The sequence below is a fragment of the Microcoleus sp. FACHB-672 genome, assembly GCF_014695725.1.
Taxonomy (GTDB): Bacteria; Cyanobacteriota; Cyanobacteriia; order Cyanobacteriales; family Oscillatoriaceae; genus FACHB-68.
Map to the genome: position 1 here is coordinate 208,398 of NZ_JACJOU010000012.1, position 21,383 is coordinate 229,780.

Sequence of the window (21,383 nt, forward strand, 5' to 3'; positions counted from 1 at the left end):
TGGGGTCAAAAAAATGGGGTTAAAAAAAAGTATTTTTCCAACTTCCATATCACACAAACCGTTAACCCATCTGCGTTTATCTGCGTTTATCTGTGGTTAAAAAAAGAAATTTCCTTGACGCCTCAGAAATCAGCACTCAAAAATGAAACGATACATCATTACAAATTTTCTCATTCGAGTCTTAGTGCTGGTATTGGGAGCCGGCCAAGCAGCATTAGGCTCGCCAATCGTGCTGGATTTTAGCATTCAAGAACCAGATATTCAAACTCCCCCACCGACACCCATTCAAGAAATAGAAAAGCCACAAAACATCCTGCAAAAATTATCCGCTGCTCAGCTATTTGCTACCCGTCAATCTGCCGGCAGTATCGCCATCGGAGCCGCTGAGGGCAACCTGACAGCAGCAGGAAAAACCACCACGCTTTATCTAGGACATATCGATCCAGGAAATCATGTCACAAATCGCGGATTTTGTAGCTGGAACCGCGCTTTAAACTTAACCGTTGCGGAAGCTGATCGCCGGTGTTTAGCAGCCCTACAGAGCCAATCAGCCGCCGTTGAGCGCAAGTTAAAAGATTTAGGAATTGACGTAAAAACTGACATTGAAGCACTGGTTAACGGCGCTGATATTTGGAACCAGTCAAAGTTTGCCGGCAGGCAGTTTGCGGCAAAGTACAAAAAAGCCCTGGAAAAAGGACTGCGCGGGGAACGTGCGGTGCTGGATGCGCGAGTGGAAGCGTTTCGCAATGAAGTCGGACAGCTCGACGCCACCGGACTTTTCGGCATTTGTCTCAGGGAACCTCACTACCGGCGGCAATTGGCGGGACTGACCGCCTACTCCGAGGCTTGGCGGTGGCAGTGCATCGCCCTCGATCAAGGGCGTAGAGTGGGGGAAGTGAGCTATGCCTTAAAGCTAAATCTGGGAAATATTCAAATTGCTTCTAGTAAAATTAAGACCGTGAATCAGCCAATTTCAAGCAAACTCGCTCGTCAAGATGAGCCGGTTTCCACACCACAAGTGCAACCAATATCAGAGTCGATGGTACTAAGTTTTCAACCGGCTTTGGATCAGGGTTCTGCACCAACTCCGATTCCAGATTCCGATAGTATAGACGTGTCGTTGCTGGTTTCAACTTCGGCAAATGTTGAAGATAAAAATCTGTCAGATAGCGTTCAAAATGTGGTGTTGCCGGCTTCTAGCCAACCTACAGCTTCTGAAGCATTAACGCTGAGTTTTGATCCTACAGCGTCTCCAGAAGTTCCCGTCGTCCCAGAGAAACCAAAGGTTGTAGAAATTGCCAGTGCTAAAGCCGTGAACTTGGGTGCCGGTGCGGATAAAACGACAGTTAAATTTGATACAGGAAGCTTATTAGCTCGTTCCCCAAAACACGGTGATCGCGTTGGTTCCTACTCAATTGCTTCTCATTTTGGAATTAGACCACAACCCTGCGCTGTTTGTAGTAAATATCACAATGGAGTTGATGTGGGAACGCCTATCGGAACACCGCTTTATGCGATGGCGCTGCCGGGAGCAACCGCCAAAGTTCAATGCTTTAATACACACTTAGGCGGATTGACTGCTATCATCAATTCTCAGAGTATTCCAGATAGAAGCTTTGCTGCTGTCCATCTATCCTCTTGTAAAGCCGGCACTCATAAAGCTGGAGAAATCTTTGCAAGAACTGGCAACAGTGGAGCCGCTACAACTGGGCCACATTTGCACTGGGGAGAGAGCGTGAATTATCAATATGTGCCACCGCAACGGGGATATATAGAGTGGGTAATTAGTAGCAGAATCCCACAGCAATTTGAACCAAAAGCCATCAGATCAACGGCACCCAAACCTGTTTTATACGGGCATTTGGCTTACGCTGAAGCTCCACAAAATGAGTTGGTTAATGTAGGAAATGGCGAGAAACTCCGTCAAAATGCTGCGGCTAAGTTTAAAGAAATGGTTGCCGCTGCCGGTAAAAAAAATATTAGACTTATTCCCCTGTCTGGGTTTCGATCTATCCAAGAGCAGCGCTCTGTATTTTACGACACCGCAGCAGCTAGAGGGCAGTCCCCAGAAGAACGAGCGAAAGTCAGTGCGCCTCCCGGTTATTCAGAACATCACACCGGCTATGCAATTGATATTGGAGATGCCTCACATCCTGAGTTAAATTTCAGCCCAGACTTAGAGAATACGCCGGCTTTTCGCTGGATGCTGGCAAATGCTGAAACTTATGGATTTGAACTTTCTTTTCCCCGGAATAACAGCCAGGGAGTCACCTATGAGCCTTGGCACTGGAGATATGTGGGTGATCGACAAAGTCAAGAAATATTTAAAGCCGCAAGGGTGGCGGTGAAGTAAAAAAAACCCTAATTTATGAATGAGGGATTTAAATTATTGCTTCTGGATCGCAGCGAATTTCAATTAGAAATCCATCCGGATCATAAAAGTAAATCCCTCTGCCGGTGGGTCTTGTAACGGGGCCATGATCGATTGAAACTTGGTTTTGTTTAAGCACTTCAACGGCTGTATCGAATAACTGCGAATCGATATCAAAAGCGAGGTGATTGGCGCGAGTAAAAGCACGATGGGGATCTTGATCGGGAGGGGATAAATCTGGCTCCCAAAATAAATCGATTACCGTGCCATCTGGGGTAACAAAATTGGTAACTTTTCCTGCTGCTACTAACTCTCGTAGGGTTGCCGGCACCTCATTGCCGGTGAGTTCGTGCAAACCAAGAATACTGCCATAGAAGTGGCGGGAAGCTTGCATATCCTGTACATTCAAAGCGATATGGTGTACACGCCGCAAATCGCCAGAGGTAAGGGCTGTTGTAGAGGACGCTTGGCTAGATACCATAGCAGAGCCGGCTCCTTTTTTGATTTATAATAAACCTGAGACGTTTACTTTAAAGTTTATCGTTAAAAATAAAATTTGCTCATGCCGTTTGACTATTCTTTAGATTTTAAAACCATTGATTTTCGCTTATCTCCAGAACTTTACCGCGTGGGCAAAGGTGAACAGGGGGTGCTGTTGGTAGAACCCTATAAATCTGAAATTCTTCCTCACTGGCGATTTAAAACTCCGGAGATTGCGCGGCAGTCTAGCGAAAAAATTTATGAAATGTTTCTGAATTATCTGGAACAAGATGATTTTGTCGGGGCGGATATGGCGCGGAAGTTTTTACAAATGGGTTACACTCGCGCCCGCCGGTATGCCAATCATAAAAGTGGCAAAAAATATCAGAAAAATCCTCAAAAGGAAAGTTCGCAGAAAGCCCAGAAGGAAGCAAGAAAAGATATTTTGCCCTATGAAGTTGATCCGATAAAAGCAGAGTCTGCGGCAATATTTAAAGAAAAATGGACGCTGGCTAAAACCAACGAGAAATACCTTCAGCTTTTAGCAAAGTGGCCTAAAGATTAGGCAAGAATAAGATATTACTAGATTTTTAATTTTCGTATTCGTTAAGAGAGGGCAATCCTTCTTCAGTGAATTGCACTCCCCTAAAGATTCATTGCTTACTTAAGGGGATGTTTAATATACCCCCATTTGCCGCCTTCAACATAGTTTTGCATATCGTTCCACTGTCCACCCACATTCACTCTGGCTAGCCCTTCAGAAAAAGCACCAGCCGCATCATATTGTGGCTGAATAATCATTTTCCCAGTCTTGTCAATATAGCCCCACTTGCGCTGAATTTCGACGGCAGCTAGCCCTTCAGAAAATTTGCCATCTTCCTTGAAAAATTGAACGTGGGCAGCATCACCGGGAAACGCACCAGTCCCAGAAAATTGGGCCGGGATGACCAGTTTTCCTGTTTCGTCAATATAACCGACACCCTCCCAAGGTTTTACAACCTGTGCTAGACCTTCAGAAAATGGCCCGATTAGCGAATATTGAGGCTCGCTTAAATAGTTACCTGCTTTGTCAATAATACCGATTTTTCCCTCAAAAGTAACCTTTGCTGTTTCTTGAGAAAAAGCGCCAGTAAAATCAAATTTTAACTCAATGACAACTTTGCCGGTTTTGTCGATATAACCGGCTTTATTGTTAAGCCGAATTGCTGCTAGCCCGTTTGAGAAGGCATCCCCAAAATCAAATTGAGGAGGAATAACAACTTTGCCAGTTGTGTCGATATAGCCGACTTGATAGTTAAAGGTATAGGCTGCTAATCCTTCAGAAAAAGATTTAAAATAACCCACTGGCGTTTCAAACACCATCTTGCCGGTGATATCGATAAAGCCGTTTTTGGTGCCGGTTCTCACCCGCGCTAATCCGTCTGAAAAGTCTTCGGCATCATCAAATTGTGGCTGGATAACTATTTTGCCGGTTTTGTCGATCCAGCCGATTTTACTATTAAGCCAAACCCGCGCTAATGGTTGAGATTTAGCAAAGCGAGCTGCCATTTCAAATCGAGTTTGACTGATAAACTTACCCGTTTTGTCAATATGGCCATGCTTATCGCCAACTCTGACGACAGCCAAACCTTCAAAGAAGGAATCACAGCCATCAAAGTTTGCTTGAATCACAAGTTTGCCAGTGGTGTCAATATAGCCGCATTTAGAGCCAATGGTAACAGATTGCAATTCCTCCGAGCGCTCACCAACACTGTCAAACTGTTGGGTTACAACTTTGCCGGTTGTATCAATAAAACTGTATTTTGGCCAAAATGAAATTTGGGCAATGCCATTAGCAAAATCGCCGGCTCTATCAAATTGAGGCGAGATTTCAAAAGCTCCGGCAATATACTGCGCCGGCACGGCATTAGCAATTTTTAAAGCTTGACAAATCAAGGCAACAACTTCAGCGCGTGTAGCATTTTGCAGAGGTTTGAGTTGTTTAACATTGGGATAGTTGACAACGAGCCGGTTTTGAAGGGCTGCGGCAATTGCACTTGTGGCATAACTAGGAATTTGTGCAGCATCGTCAAAATATTTTTTAAGCGTTTCATTGTAATTTGTAGGGGCGCTGTATTTTAGCCCATTTGCTAGGGAAACGAAGGCTTGAGTTCGTTCTAGCGGTTGTTCTGGTTTAAAAATTCCCTCCGGATATCCGGATAAAAATCCCATTTCATAAGCCGTAGAAATTGCTTCAAATGCCCAGTGAGTTTTAGGAACATCACTAAAATTCACTGCACTCCGAATTTTTGGGGCATTCGGAAAAGCTTTACGCACAAGGGCAGCAAGTTCCGCGCGGGTAATGGTAGCATTTGGACGAAAGCTTCCATTAGGATATCCACTAATAATCGATTTTTCAGCTAGTTGTACAATTGGCGCTTGCGCCCAATGGTTTTGAATGTCAGAAAAAGTAGCTGGCATAATTTAATGTTGTAAATTTGCTTTGGGATTGACTATCTCATCCCCACTCTAAAAGTTTATATTGAAAAAGCCGGCTACAACTGTCCGCCTGTTCAACTGTCACACTGTGAGTATTTGAGCCAACGCATTTCTCAAATTTTCATTTTTCTTAAGTATTGAAACAAGAATTTTTATAGAGCAATATTTTGAATTTTATCTTAAAAATATTAAAAAATAATAAATTTAACTAGAACTAAAAGTAGGCTGCCATCTTTGCCTAAATGCCTAATCTCTGGCAGAGATATTTCGATTAAATAATGTAAGTACGTTGTGAAGCGGTCTTCCTTGGAAAGAGCGGAGAAAGCAAAATCATCTTACTCATCAAAAAGAAAGCGGAATGCCGACGATATCTTCAAATTTGACACCTTATCTCATCACCTCGTGAATTTCAGCTTATCCTATAAAAGATAGACTGAATACATACCTTATGCTGAACATCCCTCAACTTCTCGCACAAGAGCTTTCCATTAGTCCTTCCCAAGTGAAAAACGCTCTGGAACTTTTGAGCGAAGGCGCAACCATTCCCTTCATTGCGCGTTACCGAAAAGAGCGCACCGAGGGACTAAACGAAATTCAATTACGCGATCTTTTTGACCGGCACGCTTATTTAACCGAAATTGAAGAACGCAAAACAGCAATTTTAAAAACGATTTCAGAGCAAGGAAAACTCACCGATGAACTGAAAGCAAAAATCGAAACGTGTTTGCAAAAAAACGAACTCGAAGACCTTTATCTTCCCTTTAAACCCAAGCGCCGCACGCGAGCCACAATTGCCCGGGAAAAAGGACTTGAACCGCTGGCAGCCTTTATCAAATCGCTCAATAATAAGAGTGCTTCTCCGGTATCGCTAGAGGAAGAAGCGGTTAAATACATTTCTGAAGAAAAGGGTGTAAAAACTGTAGAGGAGGCACTTAAAGGAGCTTCTGATATTTTAGCAGAAGAAGTTTCCGAAAAAGCAGAATTGCGGGCTTACTTGCGAGATTATTTAATGAATTCAGGATTTTTTGTCTCGCAAATTAAAGATGAGCATCCCGAAGGCAGTACCAAGTTTGAGATGTACCGAAATTACCAAATTAAGGTCAAAGATATTGCACCGCATAATTTGTTAGCTTTATTTCGGGGAGAAACAGAGGTAGTGCTGGATTTAGAACTCTCTTATGAGGAATCGGCAGTGATGTATTATCTGGAGTCTCAGGAAATAAAAACCAAGGTGCCGGCAGTTCGGGAATTTTATCAGGGAATGCTCAAAGATGCCTTTAACCGGCTGATGAAAACTTCTCTTATCAGTGAAGTGCGTGCTGCTAAAAAATTAGAAGCGGATATCGAGTCAATTAAAACGTTTGAAACCAATCTTCGGGAGTTGTTGCTGTCTGCGCCGGCAGGCATGAAACCTACTCTCGCAGTTGATCCTGGATTTCGCACCGGCTGCAAAGTTTCTGTCCTTAGTGAAACCGGGAAATTTTTAGAATATCAAACCATTTTCCCACACACGGGAGCCGGTCAACGCGCCAGTGCGGCGGCTATGGTTAAAAAGCTGATTGAGAACTATAAAATTGAGCTAATTGCTATCGGCAACGGCACAGCTTCTCGCGAAACCGATGAGTTTATTGGTGATATTTTAAAAACCTTAGATCGTCAACCGATTAAAGTCATGGTGAACGAGTCTGGCGCTTCAATTTATTCGGCTTCAGATGTGGCCATTTCTGAGTTTCCTGAACTCGATCTTACCGTACGCGGTGCCATTAGTATCGGACGTCGGTTGCAAGATCCCTTAGCTGAGCTTGTCAAAATCGATCCGAAGTCGATTGGGGTTGGACAATATCAACATGATGTTGATCAAAAGTTGCTGAAGAAAAAGCTGGATGAAACTGTAGAAAGCTGTGTAAACTACGTTGGAGTAGACCTGAATACAGCCTCCAAAGAGCTTCTAACCTTTGTATCGGGAATGACGCCGGCAGTCGCAAAAAACATTGTCAGTTATCGCAATGAAAACGGGGCGTTTAAAAATCGACGGCAACTTTTAAAAGTGCCTAAATTAGGGCCAAAAGCATTTGAACAAGCGGCTGGATTTCTGAGAATTCGCGGGGGTGAAAATCCGCTGGACAATACAGCAGTACACCCTGAAAGTTACAAATTAGTAGAGGCAATCGCGGCAGATTTAAGTGTGCCAGTTGATCGGATTCCTCAAGCCGCAGAAAAACTCAAGTCTCTAAATCTGAAGAAATACGTGACTGATAGTGTTGGGGAACCAACCCTCCGCGATATTATCAACGAATTAGAAAAGCCGGGAAGAGATCCGAGAGCTGAGTTTAAATATGCCACGTTTAAGGAAGGCGTGAATGAAGTAAGAGACTTGATGGTTGGGATGGAATTAGAAGGCGTTGTAACAAATGTAGCCAACTTTGGAGCGTTTGTTGATATTGGCGTTCATCAGGATGGGTTAGTGCATATTTCCCAATTAGCTGATCGATTTGTTGATGATCCCAAAACAGTTGTGAAAGTTGGACAGGTTGTGAAAGTGCGGGTAATGGAAGTGAATGAGAAATTGAACCGAATTAGCTTATCGATGAGATCGCCAGATGGCGCAACGACAACTAGCGTGCGCCCTGCTAAAAAGAACGAGAGTAAAAACGAGAGTAAAGTAGAGAATCGCAATCCAACGATTGATGATTTGAAGGCAAAGTTTGGTAAGAAAAAGTAGGGCGTTAAGTTTTTTCCTTCCCAGGTATCTCTGGGAAGGTTAATCTCATGCTTTTGGCTTTTCAAAAATTAAAATATGCTGCTGAGGTAAAACATCTTTATTTTCTTTCCAGACTAAACCCACCGGCACCATTTCTTTTCGTACTTGTTTTTCGGTCATTTTATGCAAGGCTTTGATAGCAATAAAAGGATTTTCACCCCGGTATTCCACCAGAACAACGCGTCCTCCAGGTTTGAGTGCTTTGACAATCGCTTCCATGACTTCTCTGGGATATTCAAACTCGTGATAAGCATCGACCATGATGGCTAAATCAACGCTTTCAGCCGGCAGGTTCGGATCGCTCACGGTTCCCAAAACCGGCTCAATGTTACTAATCTTTTTCTGTTTTTTCAATAATTCAATCATTTCTAGCATTTCCGGCTGAATATCTACCGCTAGCACTTTTCCTTCTGGCACTAAGCGAGCGATCCGAAAGCTGATGTAACCAGTGCCGGCACCAATATCTGCCACGACATCTTTCGCGCTAAGATTAAGAGACTTTACCAATTTATCCGGCTGCTCTTCATACTCCCGGCTTCGTCTCTCCAACCAGCTGGCTCCTTGATGTCCCATTACTTGGGCGATTTCTCGCCCCATATAAAACTTTCCAATGCCATCAGGACTATGGATCGTTCGCTGCTCATAAACAGTGTCGGCACTAACAGTGGTTTCTGAGTTTAAAATTCTAGAGCCGGCAAATATCAAGCCGGTTAAAATGAATAAAATAACCAGCGCTCCACCCCAACCCTTGATTTTTAATTTTTTAAAAAAGTTCATTGTCGCTCCTTAGTTAAAACTTAAATTGAGAAAAATTAAAGTCTGTTTATTACAAAGGCTTTCATGATTTCTAAATTCAGTTCTTAGCTTAGCAAATTTTAGCAATATTTTTAAATTAAATCTTGAATTTAAAAGGTAATTGTTAGAATAAGTCCTGCTCAAATAATAAATAAAAATCACTAAAGCTTTTGAATTTGAAGTTAAAGATAAATATAATAGAATTAAGTTAAAATATTGATTTTAGCTATAATAATAGGATGGATTCAACAGATTTGCCGACTTATATCTACTTGCACGGGTTTGCATCTAGCCCGCAATCTCAAAAAGCAACGTACATTGCCAAATGTTTTAGTTCGTTGCAAATTCATATGAAATTGCCCGACCTGAATCAAGGGGATTTTTCTCACCTTACTTTAACGCGACAAATCGCACAAGTTCAAACAGAATTTCCACCGGCACCCTCATCAATTACCTTAATAGGCTCTAGTTTTGGCGGTTTAACCTCAGCTTGGCTGGCACAACAGCACTCGCAAGTCAAACAAGTTGTCCTCCTCGCACCGGCGTTTGAATTCCTCACTCATTGGCAGTCAAAACTCGGACAAGAACAAATGCAGCGCTGGGAAAGAGAAAAATACCTGCCGGTGTATCACTACGGACAGAAGCGATCGCTCCCTTTGAGCTATGAATTTATTAGAGATGCCGGCCAGTATCACGATCACCAGTTGCAAAGACCCGTCCCCACACTAATTTTGCATGGGATTCACGATGAAGTGATTCCAGTACAAGCCAGCCGGGACTTTGCCGGCACTCGCCCTTGGGTGCAACTGGTAGAACTGGACAGTGATCACGGCTTGGGTAACGTCATGCCCCAGCTTTGGCAGGAAATTTGCCGATTTTGTCAAGTGTCTGTCGCTACTGAATAAGCGCGTTAACGTGATTTTAGTCATCACAACGGCAGGATGAAAAACAATCATAAAATGTGATATTTTACATCCTACGATACATATATTTAAGCCATTGTTTAAGTATGATAAATTCAATCGCTTTCCATGCTCACAATGTCAAAGCTTATTTCTCAGGTTGCTCTATCGTTAATTGCCGTTTCCGGTGTGGAGATTTCTGCACTAGCCCTCGCGTCGCCCGCAGCGGCACAAAACGCCTCGTCGCCCACCGGCTGGACGCTGAATTGCAGTGGTGGCATTTGCCGAAACCAGCGCATAGCCTCTAGCTTTGCCACAACACCCGCTCCAAAGTCTATCCCTGAAAATAATCCGGTGATAGCCATTTTACTTGTAGGGCTGGGAATGTTGCTCTATAACAAAAAGCCCAAATCCTCACAGGCTGAGTAACAGACAACCGGCATAGGAGTTGGCTTAATGAAAGGCTGTGTCTTAGGAATAGATGGCGGCGGCACCAAGACGGTTTGTATCTTGATGGATAAAACCGGGCAAGTGATCGGGCGTGGAGAAGCCGGCCCTTCTAATTACCAAACCGTAGGACTCGAAGCAGCCGGCAACTCAATTAGAGACGCGATCGCCCAAGCAGCCGCACCACTTGGGGAAGTCAGCCTTGAAGCAATCTGTGTGGGATTAGCCGGCGTTGGGCGTTCCCAGGATGTCCAAGCGGTGCGCGCTTTGGTGCAGCAGTTACTTTCAAGCAGTGAACTGCCGGTGAAGCCTTCATTACAGCTGCCTTCTCTAGAAATCAATCATCAAGAATTGAGCGCTGATAATCTTCTGCATTCTCAACTCTCAATTCTTCACTCATCTCATGTCATCGTTTGCAATGACTCTGCAATTGCCTTAGTCGGTGGAGTCGGTAAGCCGGTGGGAGTTGTGATCATTGCCGGCACCGGCGCGATTGCCTTTGGACAAAACCATCAGGGACAGACAAAAAGAGCCAGCGGTTGGGGCTATCTTCTGGGGGATGAAGGGAGCGGTTATCACATTGCCATCCGTGGGTTAAGATCCGTCGTGCGCTCTTATGACGGGCGTTTAGGTGAAACAATTTTAACTGAGCGAATCATACAACATCTCAATCTCAACAGCATTGAAGATTTAGTTGAAGTCATTTACCGGCGCGGATGGGGTGTCAAACAAATTGCCGCTTTAGCACCCATTATTGATGAAGCAGCAGCAGTCGGCGACTTGATAGCTAATAACATTATTAGTGAAGCAGTTGAAGAATTAGTATTAGCGGCACGAGTCGTAAGTCAAGCGTTATTTAAGCCAGATGAAGCCTTTGAAGTTGTCACAATGGGGGGAGTTTGGCGGGGTTTGGCAAATTTGCGAGGCCGGTTTGCCACCTCACTCGCAGAAATTATCCCTTCAGCAACCGTAATTTGGGCCAGACATGAGCCGGCTTACGGTGCCGCTTTACTCGCGTTGCAGACACTCTCGCCCGGTTAAATTGATAGGAATCATCGGTTAATCCATGCCATCATTCCTGTGAATTCAAGTTTTATAAAAGCAAGATGAAGCCGCCTCACAACACTTTGTCTGGGCTAAACTTCTGAGAAAGGCTGCAAAGGCAAGACGAAAATCAATAAAAATCAATAATTATTTAGATATAGGCATCCTGGATTGCAGGTAAATTCAACTTTTGAATTCCCCTAATGGAGATGATATAAAGAATAAAGGGGGAAAACAGAAATGAATTTGTTGAGATCGCTGCCGGTGAAAAGGCATTTTAACAGCGGTGCTTCATTTTTCCAACAGTAAATATATCGAGAAATAGCATATTTCAGTACAGATTCATCAATCCCAATTTTGGGTAAAAAATCCATTTCTCTCCTACTCTCTGAATCAAATGCCTTGCAAACACCATACTTTTAGAAAAATTTTACCAATTGTAAACGTTAAGTCTACCCTTGACGGCTCCTAAGAAGTGCAAACGATGAACCTTAATTGTGTCCTATACTACAAATAAACGCCCCTCAAGACCGAATATCTTAATTTACTAACAAAAGCTGGGTCATCCGTTACGCCTGTGTTCGCTTAATCCAAAATTATTTCTCATGCATATCAATCACCCTAATCTTTGGCTGTACTCATTCCTATCTCGCTTTCAACGTCCGCCCAGCTACAAGGCAAAAATCATGCTAGTTGCCTTTTTAGGCACTCATGTACCCCTTTTAACCCTTTTGCTTTATTTTCTGACGATAAACACATCGTCATTTCAGATGACGCTGCGTGTGCTAGGAATCGCTTTAGTAGCGACTTTAATCGGCACCGCCGCCACACTCTACGCAATACATAATCTTCTGGCACCTGTGATTCTCACCTTTTTGACCTTACGAGAATACTTAAACCAGAAAAAGCTACCCAACCTGCCAACTAAATTTACAGATGAAGCCGGCATATTGATGGCAGATACAGTCCGAACAATTAAACAATTAGACGAAGTTATTCAGCATCTCACGAATTACGATAACCTCACGGGTCTACCCAATCAAGCCTTATTCCAAGATCGTCTGCAACAGGCTTTAATCCGAGCACAGGACAATAACCGACTATTAGCCGTCATCTCGTTAAAACTAAAGAATCTTTCAGAGATTAGCAATGCCTTGGGGCGCGATGCCGGTGATTTGCTACTCAGGGAAGCTGCTCAGCGACTGAGCGCTAGTGTGCGCCCAACCGATCTCCTCAGTCGTGTTGCCAAAGATGAATTTGCGCTCGCTCAAACTGAGCTTACTGTATCAGAAGATATATTACCCTTATGTAAGGAAATTCTCTCTACTTTTTCAACAACTTTCTTCATTGAAAATAAGCCGTTACATCTAAGCGTCAGCCTAGGTATTTCCATCTATCCTTTTGATGGCTCTCAAGTCGATCAGCTTTGGGAAAATGCTAGTACAGCAATGTATCAAGCAAGACAACAAGCACAGAGCAACTATCAGTTTTTTGGGGCTGAAATGAAGGCTCAATTGCAGGAACGGTTAACTTTGGAAAATGAATTGCGTTATGCCCTGACACGCAATGAAATTCATTTACACTATCAGCCACGAGTCGATCTCGGCCATAATCAAATTGTCGGTGTAGAAGCGCTCGTGCGGTGGCAACACCCTGAGCTGGGATTCGTCTCGCCGGTTAAATTTATCCCCATTGCCGAAGCGAACGGTTTAATTGTCCCAATAGGGGAATGGGTGTTACGCACTGCCTGCACTCAAAACCGTATCTGGCAGCAAGCTGGACTGCCCCCGATCCGGATGGCTGTCAACTTATCAGCCCGTCAATTTGAGCAATCTGATTTAGTGGAGCGAATTAACCAAATTCTTGAAGAAACAGGTATGGATGTTTCTTATCTAGAATTAGAAGTAACTGAAAGCTTGTTTGTTGATAATGTTCAGAATACAATTAATATCTTACAGCAATTGCGTGACAGAGGAATTACCCTTGCACTCGATGATTTTGGGACAGGTTACTCATCCTTAAATTACTTGAGACATTTTCCCATTGACACCCTGAAAATTGATCGCTCTTTTGTCCGGGATGTTGTTGCCGATCCCCATAACGCAGCCGTTACAAACGCAATAATATCCTTAGCAAAAAGTCTGGAATTAAAGATCACTGCTGAAGGTGTAGAAACGCAAGATCAGTTTGAATACATTAAATCCCAAGGGTGTAATGAAATTCAAGGCTACTACTTTAGCCGGCCTATTCCTGCCGATGCCCTGGCTACACTTTTGCAGACAGGTGTAACCGGCCACGAATCGCTGTCCTAGCGAGCCGGCTGAAACTTGAATGAGAGCTTAAATTGCCATGAAAAAAAAATGAGCCGGCTACTTCGCCATAGCCGGCCCGCGTTAAACTGCATTTTGTTGTGATTAATATCTTGTTGTTGTTGAGGAAGTGGCAGCAGGATCGGGGTCGCGAAAACGAGTCGGTTCATCCTTGCGGAAGAGATTGGCTAAACCAATTAGACCCAATAAACCTAATGCACCCCAGTGATTGTTATCGCTTTCACTCTCTTCAAGGGGGGTTGTGTCAACGACAGTTCTATTCGGATCGTTATTCGTTCCATTAGTTCCGGCGGGAGCTGTGTTATTTTGGGCGGAAGCCGGCATCATACCAGGAAGAATCGCTAAGCTCAGGGCAAGAACGCCAGCACCGGCAACCTTTGACAAATCAGAACGCTTCATGTTTATTTTCTCTTTTTCCAATTGGTTTGTGTTACACATCAATCTATCAATATCCCCACTAAAGCGAATCCATCTGCAGCAGTAAGCTAACCCACCTCTGCACTCTCTCTGAAGTGATAAGCCCCAGATTCAAAGACTGTAGAAACTGTAATCGGCACCAAAAAAGAGATAATAAAACGGATGCCTTTTCTAAGTCAGCAGCAATCATGCAGACACGCGACCGCAACGCTCAACCGCTTCCCAATCTTGATGTGCCCTCACCGGCACGCAGCGCCACCGTCAGCCGCACCACCGGCGAAACCGATGTACACGTCACCGTCAACCTCGACGGCACTGGCACCTGCACCGCCAACACCGGCGTTCCCTTCCTAGACCATATGCTGCACCAAATAGCCTCACACGGGCTGCTAGACTTAGACGTGCGGGCAACCGGCGACATAGAAATAGACGACCATCACACTAACGAAGATGTCGGCATCACCCTCGGGCAAGCCTTAGGAAAAGCCCTCAGTGATCGCAAAGGCATCGTCCGCTTTGGCCATTTCATCGCCCCCCTTGATGAAGCCCTGGTTCAAGTCGCCCTAGACTTTTCCGGACGCCCTCACCTCAGCTACGGATTGCAAATTCCCACCCAGCGTGTTGGCACCTACGACACCCAACTTGTGCGCGAGTTCTTCGTCGCCCTCGTTAACCACAGCCAAATGACCCTCCACATCCGCCAGCTAGACGGCATTAACTCCCACCACATTATTGAAGCCACCTTTAAAGCCTTTGCTCGTTCCCTGCGAATGGCAACCGAAGTCGATCCTCGCCGTGCCGGCACCATCCCTAGTTCCAAAGGCGTCTTGTAATTTCTCCCTCCTAGCCCCTAGCCCCTTCATGCTGCCCTTCATCCGTTCAGATTTAAGCAAACTCCGCGCCTACACGCCCCACCCAGGCGGCAGTGCCGGTGAACCCGTTCAGTCCTCGATTGATCGGTTGGACACCAACGAATGCCCCTACGACTTGCCCGACGAACTCAAACAAAAGCTAGCATTCACCTTTGAGCGGCTGATCGAATCCAATCGCTATCCCGATGGCAGCTATGCTGCGATTAAAGAAGCGATTGCCGAATATGTCAGCGAATCTGTCGGGTTCATTGAAACCGCTAAAATTGCGTCAGCCAATATTTCCGTAGGCAATGGCTCGGATGAACTCATTCGCTCTTTGTTAATTGCCACCTGTGTAGGGGGAGAAGGCTCGATTTTAGTCGCTAACCCCACCTTCTCCATGTACGGGATTTTGGCGCAAACCCTAGGCATTCCAGTCGTATCTGTTGGGCGATCTGAAGCGAATTTTGAAATCGACTTGGCAGCAGCTCAAAAGGCGATTGAACAAACGCAAAATCCACCAATTCGCGCGGTGTTTGTCGTCCATCCCAATTCCCCCACCGCCAACGCCTTAACCCCAGCAGAAATCGACTGGCTCAAGAGTTTGCCGGCGAATATCTTGGTGGTTATTGACGAGGCGTATTTTGAATTCAGTCAGACAACCCTTGTGGGAGAATTACCCCAGCGACCAAACTGGGTAATTTTACGCACCTTCTCCAAAGCCTTCCGCTTAGCCACCCATCGAGTCGGTTATGCGGTTGCCCATCCGGAAGTGATCAGCGCCCTCGAAAAAGTCCGCTTGCCTTACAACTTGCCTAGTTTTACTCAAGTTGCAGTCGAAGTTGCCCTGACGAACCGGCAACAGCTCTTAGGCATAATTCCCCAAATTTTAGACGAGCGCAGCCGGTTAATTAAAGCCTTCAACCAAGTCCCACAACTGCAAGTTTGGCCCAGTAACGCTAACTTCATTTACCTGCGTCTCAAAGATGCCGGTGACATGGATGCAGCCCTCAGCCACCTGATCCAGCAACTCAAAACTCAAGGAACCCTAATCCGTCATACCGGCGGCGGCATTCGTATCACTGTTGGCACCCCTGAAGAGAATACGCGCACACTTCAGCGGTTGCAAGCGATTTTGTAGGGGAATAGGGCATGGGGTCATGGGGCATCAAGATGATTGCTCCCTCTGCCCCCTCTTTCACTCAGGATTCAGCACTCAGCAGTCCCATCTACGCTCTCACGACTGCCGGCTTTTTAACACTCTGGCGCACCATTCGCAGCGTTTGCGGTAAAACACCCACTAGGCCGGCTAAAGCCTCATCCTGTATTTGCGCGACCGTCTCTGGGTCAAAATAATATTCAAACTGCGTCAAAAGCATCTGCGCTCGCTGCAGTGGCCCTGATTTTTCCGTGAGCTGTTCCATCAGCCGAATCCAATGCCGCCGAGTCCAAAAAGCCTTTTGTCTCGCCTCATGAGTTTCTGGATAAACCAAACTCAAATTGCCCACCGGCACTGTGCGCTGACAGTCAATATCAAAAAAACCGCCAACCGCTGCTCCTGGCCCAGCAAATTCTGTGTGAAAGCGTTTATAAAGAATTAAGCCACTGCGCTGATGGCTGTCCACCACAAGTAACTGTCCGCTATTGAGCTGCGTCAGGATTTCGGAGCCTTGAGCGTACCGGATCAAGCTCTGAGAAGATTTTGTAGTTTCATTTTTCCTCCCCTGAACTTCATCAGATTTGGAGGCGGGCGGGTCAGTCCTGAAGTTATCCATTGCGTCAAAAGCCGGCTGATGGTGCGGTTAGTTAACGACCGATGGGATCGTTCTCTCTACTTCTTATGATGACGCAATTTAGTTATCAAAAAAGACAAGATTCTTTGAAGATCCGCGTCTCCAAGGGAAGGCGGATTCTTGGTTCATCTAGTCGGCTTGTCTAAAGTAGTTTCCTTCTTCCTAGCCATTTCAGATAAGAAGGCGAGAGATGGAGTGGTTAGGCAGAGTAAGGGGAAACTCAACACCGGCAGGAATTTGAGGGGTTGGGCGAAGTGAAACGGCAACCGACATCAGATTGATTTAATCGCTGGTTTCTAGGCGCTTGCGTAACAAAATTCGTCTAGGTTGACCGAGTAACCAAGAATTCAAGCCGGCATCAACTTGTTGTAGCCGATAACCGGCCTTGAAGTAAAGCCGTCGCGCCTGGTTGTTATTTTCTAAAACATGGAGGTAAAGGTCTGGAAATCCCCATTCTAAAGCCTTGCCTTCACAGGCAGTCAGCAATTGCCGCGCCACTCCTTGCCGGCGAGCAGATCTTTGCACTGCCAAGTTTGACAAGTAAGGATATTGAAAAGATTTGCACTGCCAAGAATAGGAAGAGCGCAGGGTCATCTCTACCGTGCCGACAATGTGAGGAGGGGCATCTGTTGATTCTCCCACAGCGGGATCGAGCGCCACTAAGCAGACGTAGTGACGTCCGGCTGTGCGAAGCCGGTGTCGTATATCCTCATAAATACCCATACGCAAAAACGGATAGACGCAGCCCATCAAACCGGCGCGAGAGTGAAAGCTATCCGTCAAAATTTCAGCTAAGCTTATCAGATCCGGGGACTGGGCGGCACGGATAATGAAACGCGTCTGATCGGCGGCGGTGCCGGAGCGTCCTGGCTGGCCATGCGTCGGGGAAGAAAAGCAAGGGTTCACAACTGGTGAGGGTACGAGCGCAAAATTTATCCTAATTGATTGAGCCGGCAAGAGCGGCGTTCCATCACCACAGAAATGTCAAATTTTATTAACGATAACGGGCTTGTGTGGTGAGGGTGAACTCGCTAATTTCCAGCTTTTTTCTCAGTTTTTGGGGTTCTACCACTATCTTACTCAAATTTTTCTAACCTCATTCGTCAAAAAACCCGCTTAAGACACTTGGAAGTTAAAAATAAAGAAAGTATAAAAGTATAACGCACTATACTGAACAGTAAGCTGTTATAAGCAGGGTTGGGGCAAAAAGCGTACACCGGCATGATCATCTGCCACTTGGAACCCTGTGGGAAAACCTTTGGTCAAAATTTCAGGTTGCCGGTCAAAATAGCTTTATGCAGATGGGGATCGAGACCTCAAGGGCATCTACCGCAAGCAGTATATCAGGTCAACTTATTTCGTTGCGATGCAACAAATGAGACAAATCACTATACAATCTAAACCCATCTTCCATTCAGCGGTGACACCAGCCTCAAGAAGTTATCGAACACGCCAAAAGCGTTTTCGCTGACTCCTTCGCACTCAGCTAAGCCTGATGGCTGTCACAATGCATCTATAAAAAAACAGTCCCCATTTCTCTTAAGACAGGAGCGAAGTGCAGCTTGGCATATCAAAATTGCCAGTTATGTTCTCCGTTCTCTTCATATTTCCGCAAATTGCTGAAGTATTTGTGAAGTCACCCTTTAAAAGTGAAAGTCTTAATAAAAACTGCAAAGTTAGAGGCTCACGTTTTGCCGTAGAATCGTCAAACTTTACGCTCTTAACATTCAAAAACCAAAATAGCAAAACCAAAATTGATATGGCGATTAACCCTTATCCGGCTGAATCCCCTAGAGGTAAAGTACCTATTGACCTTAAACGACGCCACTTAAGGCGAAGGATTTCACCTTCCCACACATGGGGAGAGCATGAAGAAAAATTAACAACCAGCCAACAATTGGCGAGTGAGCCACTTTTTGAAGCCCTATCAAAGAGTGGAGCAGACATTGCCATCACAGAACTATTTCACCGGCTCTCCTGTAACGATAGCGCAACCCCCCAAGCCGAGATCCAAGCTTGGACGAAAGGCTGGGTTGAATGTCTGCAATTTCTGGGCCATATCGACCCGGAAACAGGCAAACAATTGCAGCAAATTTCTCACGAACACCCACACACCCTAACTCGCACCCCCCAACAACCTGACAACCCGCTACTTTATCAAGCACAGCGCTTACACCAAATTACCAGCAACATCCATCAGTCCCTAGACGAAACCGAGGTGCGTCAGGCAATTGTGCAACAGTTGTGCAGCCTTTTAGGTGCAGACTGTGCCGGCTTAATTCTCTACAACCGGCAAGCCCAAACCCTCGCCGTCGTCGCCACCTATTACCGGGCAGAAGCCATCGGCGCACCCATTTCTCCAGGCGAAACCCCAGAGGGTCTCACCCTGCGGCTAGGATCGGGCTTAGATCGCGATACCTGCTGGAAACACCACTCACCTTGGATCGCTCAGGACGTAGACACCGCCGAAATTTCAGAAGTTGAGCGCCTGCTGTTGCAAGCCTCCGGACTCCACTCAACCTTAATGGTGCCCATCGTCTATGAGGGAAATTTACTGGGCAGCGTTTACATTAGCCAGTACACTTCTTGCCGACTGTGGAGTGCTGCAGAAATGCAACTGGCTGAATTGGTAGCCCAACAAGCTGCCCTTGCTCTCAACCACGCCCGCCTTTACAGTGAATCCCAGCGACAAGCCCAGCGCGAGCAAGCGCTGAATCGCATCGCCCATCGGATTCGTACCTGTTTAGATATCGACATCACGATTAACACTGCCCTAGCCGAGCTGCTACAGCTCACTCAAGCGGATTTAATGATTTTTGTCGTCCCGCACCCCCATAACCCCAGCAGCCTGCAAATCACCCACCAAGCTTGCCGAAACCAAGTATCCCAGCCGCAGCGTCAGCACTCTAGTGATACGTGGCTAGAAGTCGGTACAACCATTGAATTTAAGGGCGGGGGCCAGTATTGTAGCAACAGTTTATCTGGCCAAGTCGTGAACGTGGTTCCCAATACCCAAACAGCCCTGTTGGATGAGCGGGAACGCGCACTGTTCCAGCAGATGCAAATAGGAGCGTTGCTAGATACGGCTATTTGCTATCAGGACACCTTGCTGGGCCACATCTTGGCCATCAAACAGCAACCCTACGATTGGACGGAAGATGACACAGCGGCAGTGGAAGCGCTGGCGAATCAACTTGCCATTGCTATTACCCAAGCCCAACTGTACAAACGCACCCAGCAACAAGCCGAGGAAGCCAAAGCTTGGGGCCGGCAGCTTGCTAAAAACCTTGAGGAAAAAACCCAATTAATTGCCTCTTTACACGCCACCCAGGCACAACTGGTTCATCGAGAAAAAATGTCTTCCTTGGGGCAACTGGTTGCCGGTGTTGCTCACGAGATCAATAACCCAATTAATTTTATTTACGGTAATATCCCGTATATCAACAACTACACTGACGACCTTCTGGAGTTAGTTTGCCGCTATCAAAACGCATTTCCCAACCCACCGGCAGCCCTTGCTGAGTTTGAGTCCCAAATTGATATTGAATTTATTCAATCGGATCTGGGCAAAATTCTCAATTCCATGAGCAAAGGGGCTGAGCGAGTGCGAGAAATCGTCCTCACCTTACGCAACTTTGCCCGTCTAGACGAAGCGGAAAAGAAGGCCGTCGATGTCCATGAAGGGTTGGAAAGTACCTTAATCTTGCTAAACAACCGCCTGCATGGCATAGAAATTGTGCGACAGTACGGCGAGATTCCTCGTGTTGATTGTTATCCAGGCCAGCTCAATCAAGTGTTTATGAATCTTCTTTGTAACGCTATTGATGCGATCAAAGAAGCGCAAAAAGCCGGTTTGAAGTCTGCCAAAACAGAGGACTTAGAGCCGGCCAAACAGGTCTCTATCGGACAGCTAAGCATTCGTACAGAGTTGATCTCCAACGCCGAATCCTGTCTGGCTGATATCCTACCGGACTCAACCAATCTGCAAGAACATCGCCTCGCACAGAACAAGGTGCGAATCCGAATTCGAGACACCGGCACAGGCATTGCCCCCGAACACCAAGCCAAAATTTTTGATCCCTTTTTCACCACCAAGCCGGTGGGCACCGGCACGGGTTTGGGCTTATCCATCGCCTACAAAATCGTGGTACACAAACATCAGGGAAAACTCTGGTGTGAATCAACTGTTGGGGGCGGGACAGAATTCTTCATTGAATTACCGCTGCGGCAGTAAAGGCAAAGGTAAAATTTTCTCTTTTTCCTTTCATCTTCTAATACTGCGATCCAATCTGTGGATGTAAAAAACTGGAATCAAATTCCTATTTATCTCTTGTCATCTCTTCCAGATTGAAAAGATAATAAACGAATTTTTCCACAGAAAGTTCAACATACAGCCCTACTCGGTGAATCGTTAATCATCATCACCCCCAAAAGCTTGGTGTGCGTGCATCTTACAGCCTAGAAATATCCAACCGATTTAGGATTGCTATAGAAGTCAGAATAACCAGAAACGAATTGCCGGCATGACTCAAGTCATGAAGGATGCTCATCGATCCTTCTAGGCTGCAAAACCGAGTTAAAACTTAACAAGGTTTAACGCGCTCAATTAGCTAAACAGGGCGACGCTGCCGGTCATGCTTAGAATTGGGAAGAAGCCAGCCAAATTCAAGAAAAAAGGTTAACTTGGCAGTTTCATGGGAAATGGCTCTATGAA

At 45.7% G+C, this 21,383-nt stretch carries 16 protein-coding genes; 9 read left to right on the forward strand and 7 right to left on the reverse strand.

Going from position 1 to position 21,383, the window contains the following annotated elements:
• The first annotated feature begins 142 nt into the window (after positions 1–142).
• Positions 143–2,353, forward strand: coding sequence for a D-alanyl-D-alanine carboxypeptidase family protein (locus H6F56_RS26210; RefSeq protein ID WP_242031903.1), 2,211 nt, complete (start codon positions 143–145; stop codon positions 2,351–2,353).
• A gap of 28 nt (positions 2,354–2,381) precedes the next feature.
• Here the strand turns inward: H6F56_RS26210 and H6F56_RS07480 are convergent, their stop codons facing one another.
• On the reverse strand, positions 2,382–2,852 hold the full coding sequence (locus H6F56_RS07480) for a VOC family protein (protein WP_190666372.1): 471 nt from the start codon (positions 2,850–2,852) through the stop codon (positions 2,382–2,384).
• 81 nt (positions 2,853–2,933) lie between these two features.
• Between H6F56_RS07480 and H6F56_RS07485 the strand changes: the two genes are divergently transcribed.
• Positions 2,934–3,416 carry a DUF4385 domain-containing protein gene (locus tag H6F56_RS07485; RefSeq protein ID WP_190666374.1) on the forward strand — a complete coding sequence of 161 codons (483 nt, stop codon included), beginning with the start codon at positions 2,934–2,936 and terminating at the stop codon, positions 3,414–3,416.
• Positions 3,417–3,511: 95 nt separating this feature from the next.
• On the opposite strand, the gene H6F56_RS25760 is transcribed toward H6F56_RS07485, so the two are convergent.
• Positions 3,512–5,311 carry a WG repeat-containing protein gene (locus H6F56_RS25760; protein ID WP_199312627.1) on the reverse strand — a complete coding sequence of 600 codons (1,800 nt, stop codon included), beginning with the start codon at positions 5,309–5,311 and terminating at the stop codon, positions 3,512–3,514.
• A gap of 466 nt (positions 5,312–5,777) precedes the next feature.
• Here H6F56_RS25760 and H6F56_RS07515 point away from each other — a divergent pair, with 466 nt between their 5' ends.
• The gene (locus H6F56_RS07515) at positions 5,778–8,051 is read left to right on the forward strand and encodes a Tex family protein (RefSeq protein ID WP_190666376.1); all 2,274 of its coding nucleotides are present in this window, start codon (positions 5,778–5,780) and stop codon (positions 8,049–8,051) included.
• Positions 8,052–8,096: 45 nt separating this feature from the next.
• Here H6F56_RS07515 and H6F56_RS07520 read toward each other — a convergent pair whose 3' ends face one another.
• Positions 8,097–8,867: a class I SAM-dependent methyltransferase gene (locus H6F56_RS07520; RefSeq protein WP_190666378.1), complete on the reverse strand. Its 771-nt coding sequence runs from the start codon at positions 8,865–8,867 to the stop codon at positions 8,097–8,099.
• A 257-nt stretch (positions 8,868–9,124) separates the two neighbouring features.
• Here H6F56_RS07520 and H6F56_RS07525 point away from each other — a divergent pair, with 257 nt between their 5' ends.
• Positions 9,125–9,790 (forward strand): YqiA/YcfP family alpha/beta fold hydrolase, encoded by a 666-nt coding sequence (locus H6F56_RS07525; protein ID WP_190666380.1) that lies wholly within the window; start codon positions 9,125–9,127, stop codon positions 9,788–9,790.
• Between the two features lie 152 nt (positions 9,791–9,942).
• Here the strand turns inward: H6F56_RS07525 and H6F56_RS07530 are convergent, their stop codons facing one another.
• The gene (locus H6F56_RS07530; protein ID WP_190666382.1) at positions 9,943–10,152 is read right to left on the reverse strand and encodes a hypothetical protein; all 210 of its coding nucleotides are present in this window, start codon (positions 10,150–10,152) and stop codon (positions 9,943–9,945) included.
• A gap of 91 nt (positions 10,153–10,243) precedes the next feature.
• Here H6F56_RS07530 and H6F56_RS07535 point away from each other — a divergent pair, with 91 nt between their 5' ends.
• Complete coding sequence (locus tag H6F56_RS07535) at positions 10,244–11,275, forward strand: N-acetylglucosamine kinase (protein WP_190666384.1); 1,032 nt, start codon at positions 10,244–10,246, stop codon at positions 11,273–11,275.
• A gap of 689 nt (positions 11,276–11,964) precedes the next feature.
• Positions 11,965–13,590, forward strand: coding sequence for a putative bifunctional diguanylate cyclase/phosphodiesterase (locus tag H6F56_RS07540; protein ID WP_242031904.1), 1,626 nt, complete (start codon positions 11,965–11,967; stop codon positions 13,588–13,590).
• Between the two features lie 102 nt (positions 13,591–13,692).
• Here H6F56_RS07540 and H6F56_RS07545 read toward each other — a convergent pair whose 3' ends face one another.
• Positions 13,693–14,007, reverse strand: coding sequence for a WGxxGxxG family protein (locus tag H6F56_RS07545; protein ID WP_190666388.1), 315 nt, complete (start codon positions 14,005–14,007; stop codon positions 13,693–13,695).
• A 206-nt stretch (positions 14,008–14,213) separates the two neighbouring features.
• Between H6F56_RS07545 and hisB the strand changes: the two genes are divergently transcribed.
• Both hisB and H6F56_RS07555 read left to right on the forward strand, forming a co-directional pair.
• Positions 14,214–14,858: an imidazoleglycerol-phosphate dehydratase HisB gene (gene hisB / locus H6F56_RS07550; protein WP_190666390.1), complete on the forward strand. Its 645-nt coding sequence runs from the start codon at positions 14,214–14,216 to the stop codon at positions 14,856–14,858.
• 28 nt (positions 14,859–14,886) lie between these two features.
• Complete coding sequence (locus tag H6F56_RS07555; protein WP_190666624.1) at positions 14,887–16,017, forward strand: histidinol-phosphate transaminase; 1,131 nt, start codon at positions 14,887–14,889, stop codon at positions 16,015–16,017.
• A gap of 88 nt (positions 16,018–16,105) precedes the next feature.
• Here H6F56_RS07555 and H6F56_RS07560 read toward each other — a convergent pair whose 3' ends face one another.
• Positions 16,106–16,564, reverse strand: a complete 459-nt coding sequence (locus H6F56_RS07560) for a hypothetical protein (protein ID WP_190666392.1) — start codon at positions 16,562–16,564, stop codon at positions 16,106–16,108.
• Positions 16,565–16,951: 387 nt separating this feature from the next.
• A complete protein-coding gene (locus H6F56_RS07565) occupies positions 16,952–17,575 on the reverse strand; it encodes a GNAT family N-acetyltransferase (RefSeq protein WP_190666394.1) in 624 nt (207 codons plus the stop codon).
• A gap of 853 nt (positions 17,576–18,428) precedes the next feature.
• Here H6F56_RS07565 and H6F56_RS07570 point away from each other — a divergent pair.
• A complete protein-coding gene (locus tag H6F56_RS07570) occupies positions 18,429–20,903 on the forward strand; it encodes a GAF domain-containing protein (protein ID WP_190666396.1) in 2,475 nt (824 codons plus the stop codon).
• The last annotated feature ends 480 nt before the right edge of the window (positions 20,904–21,383 follow it).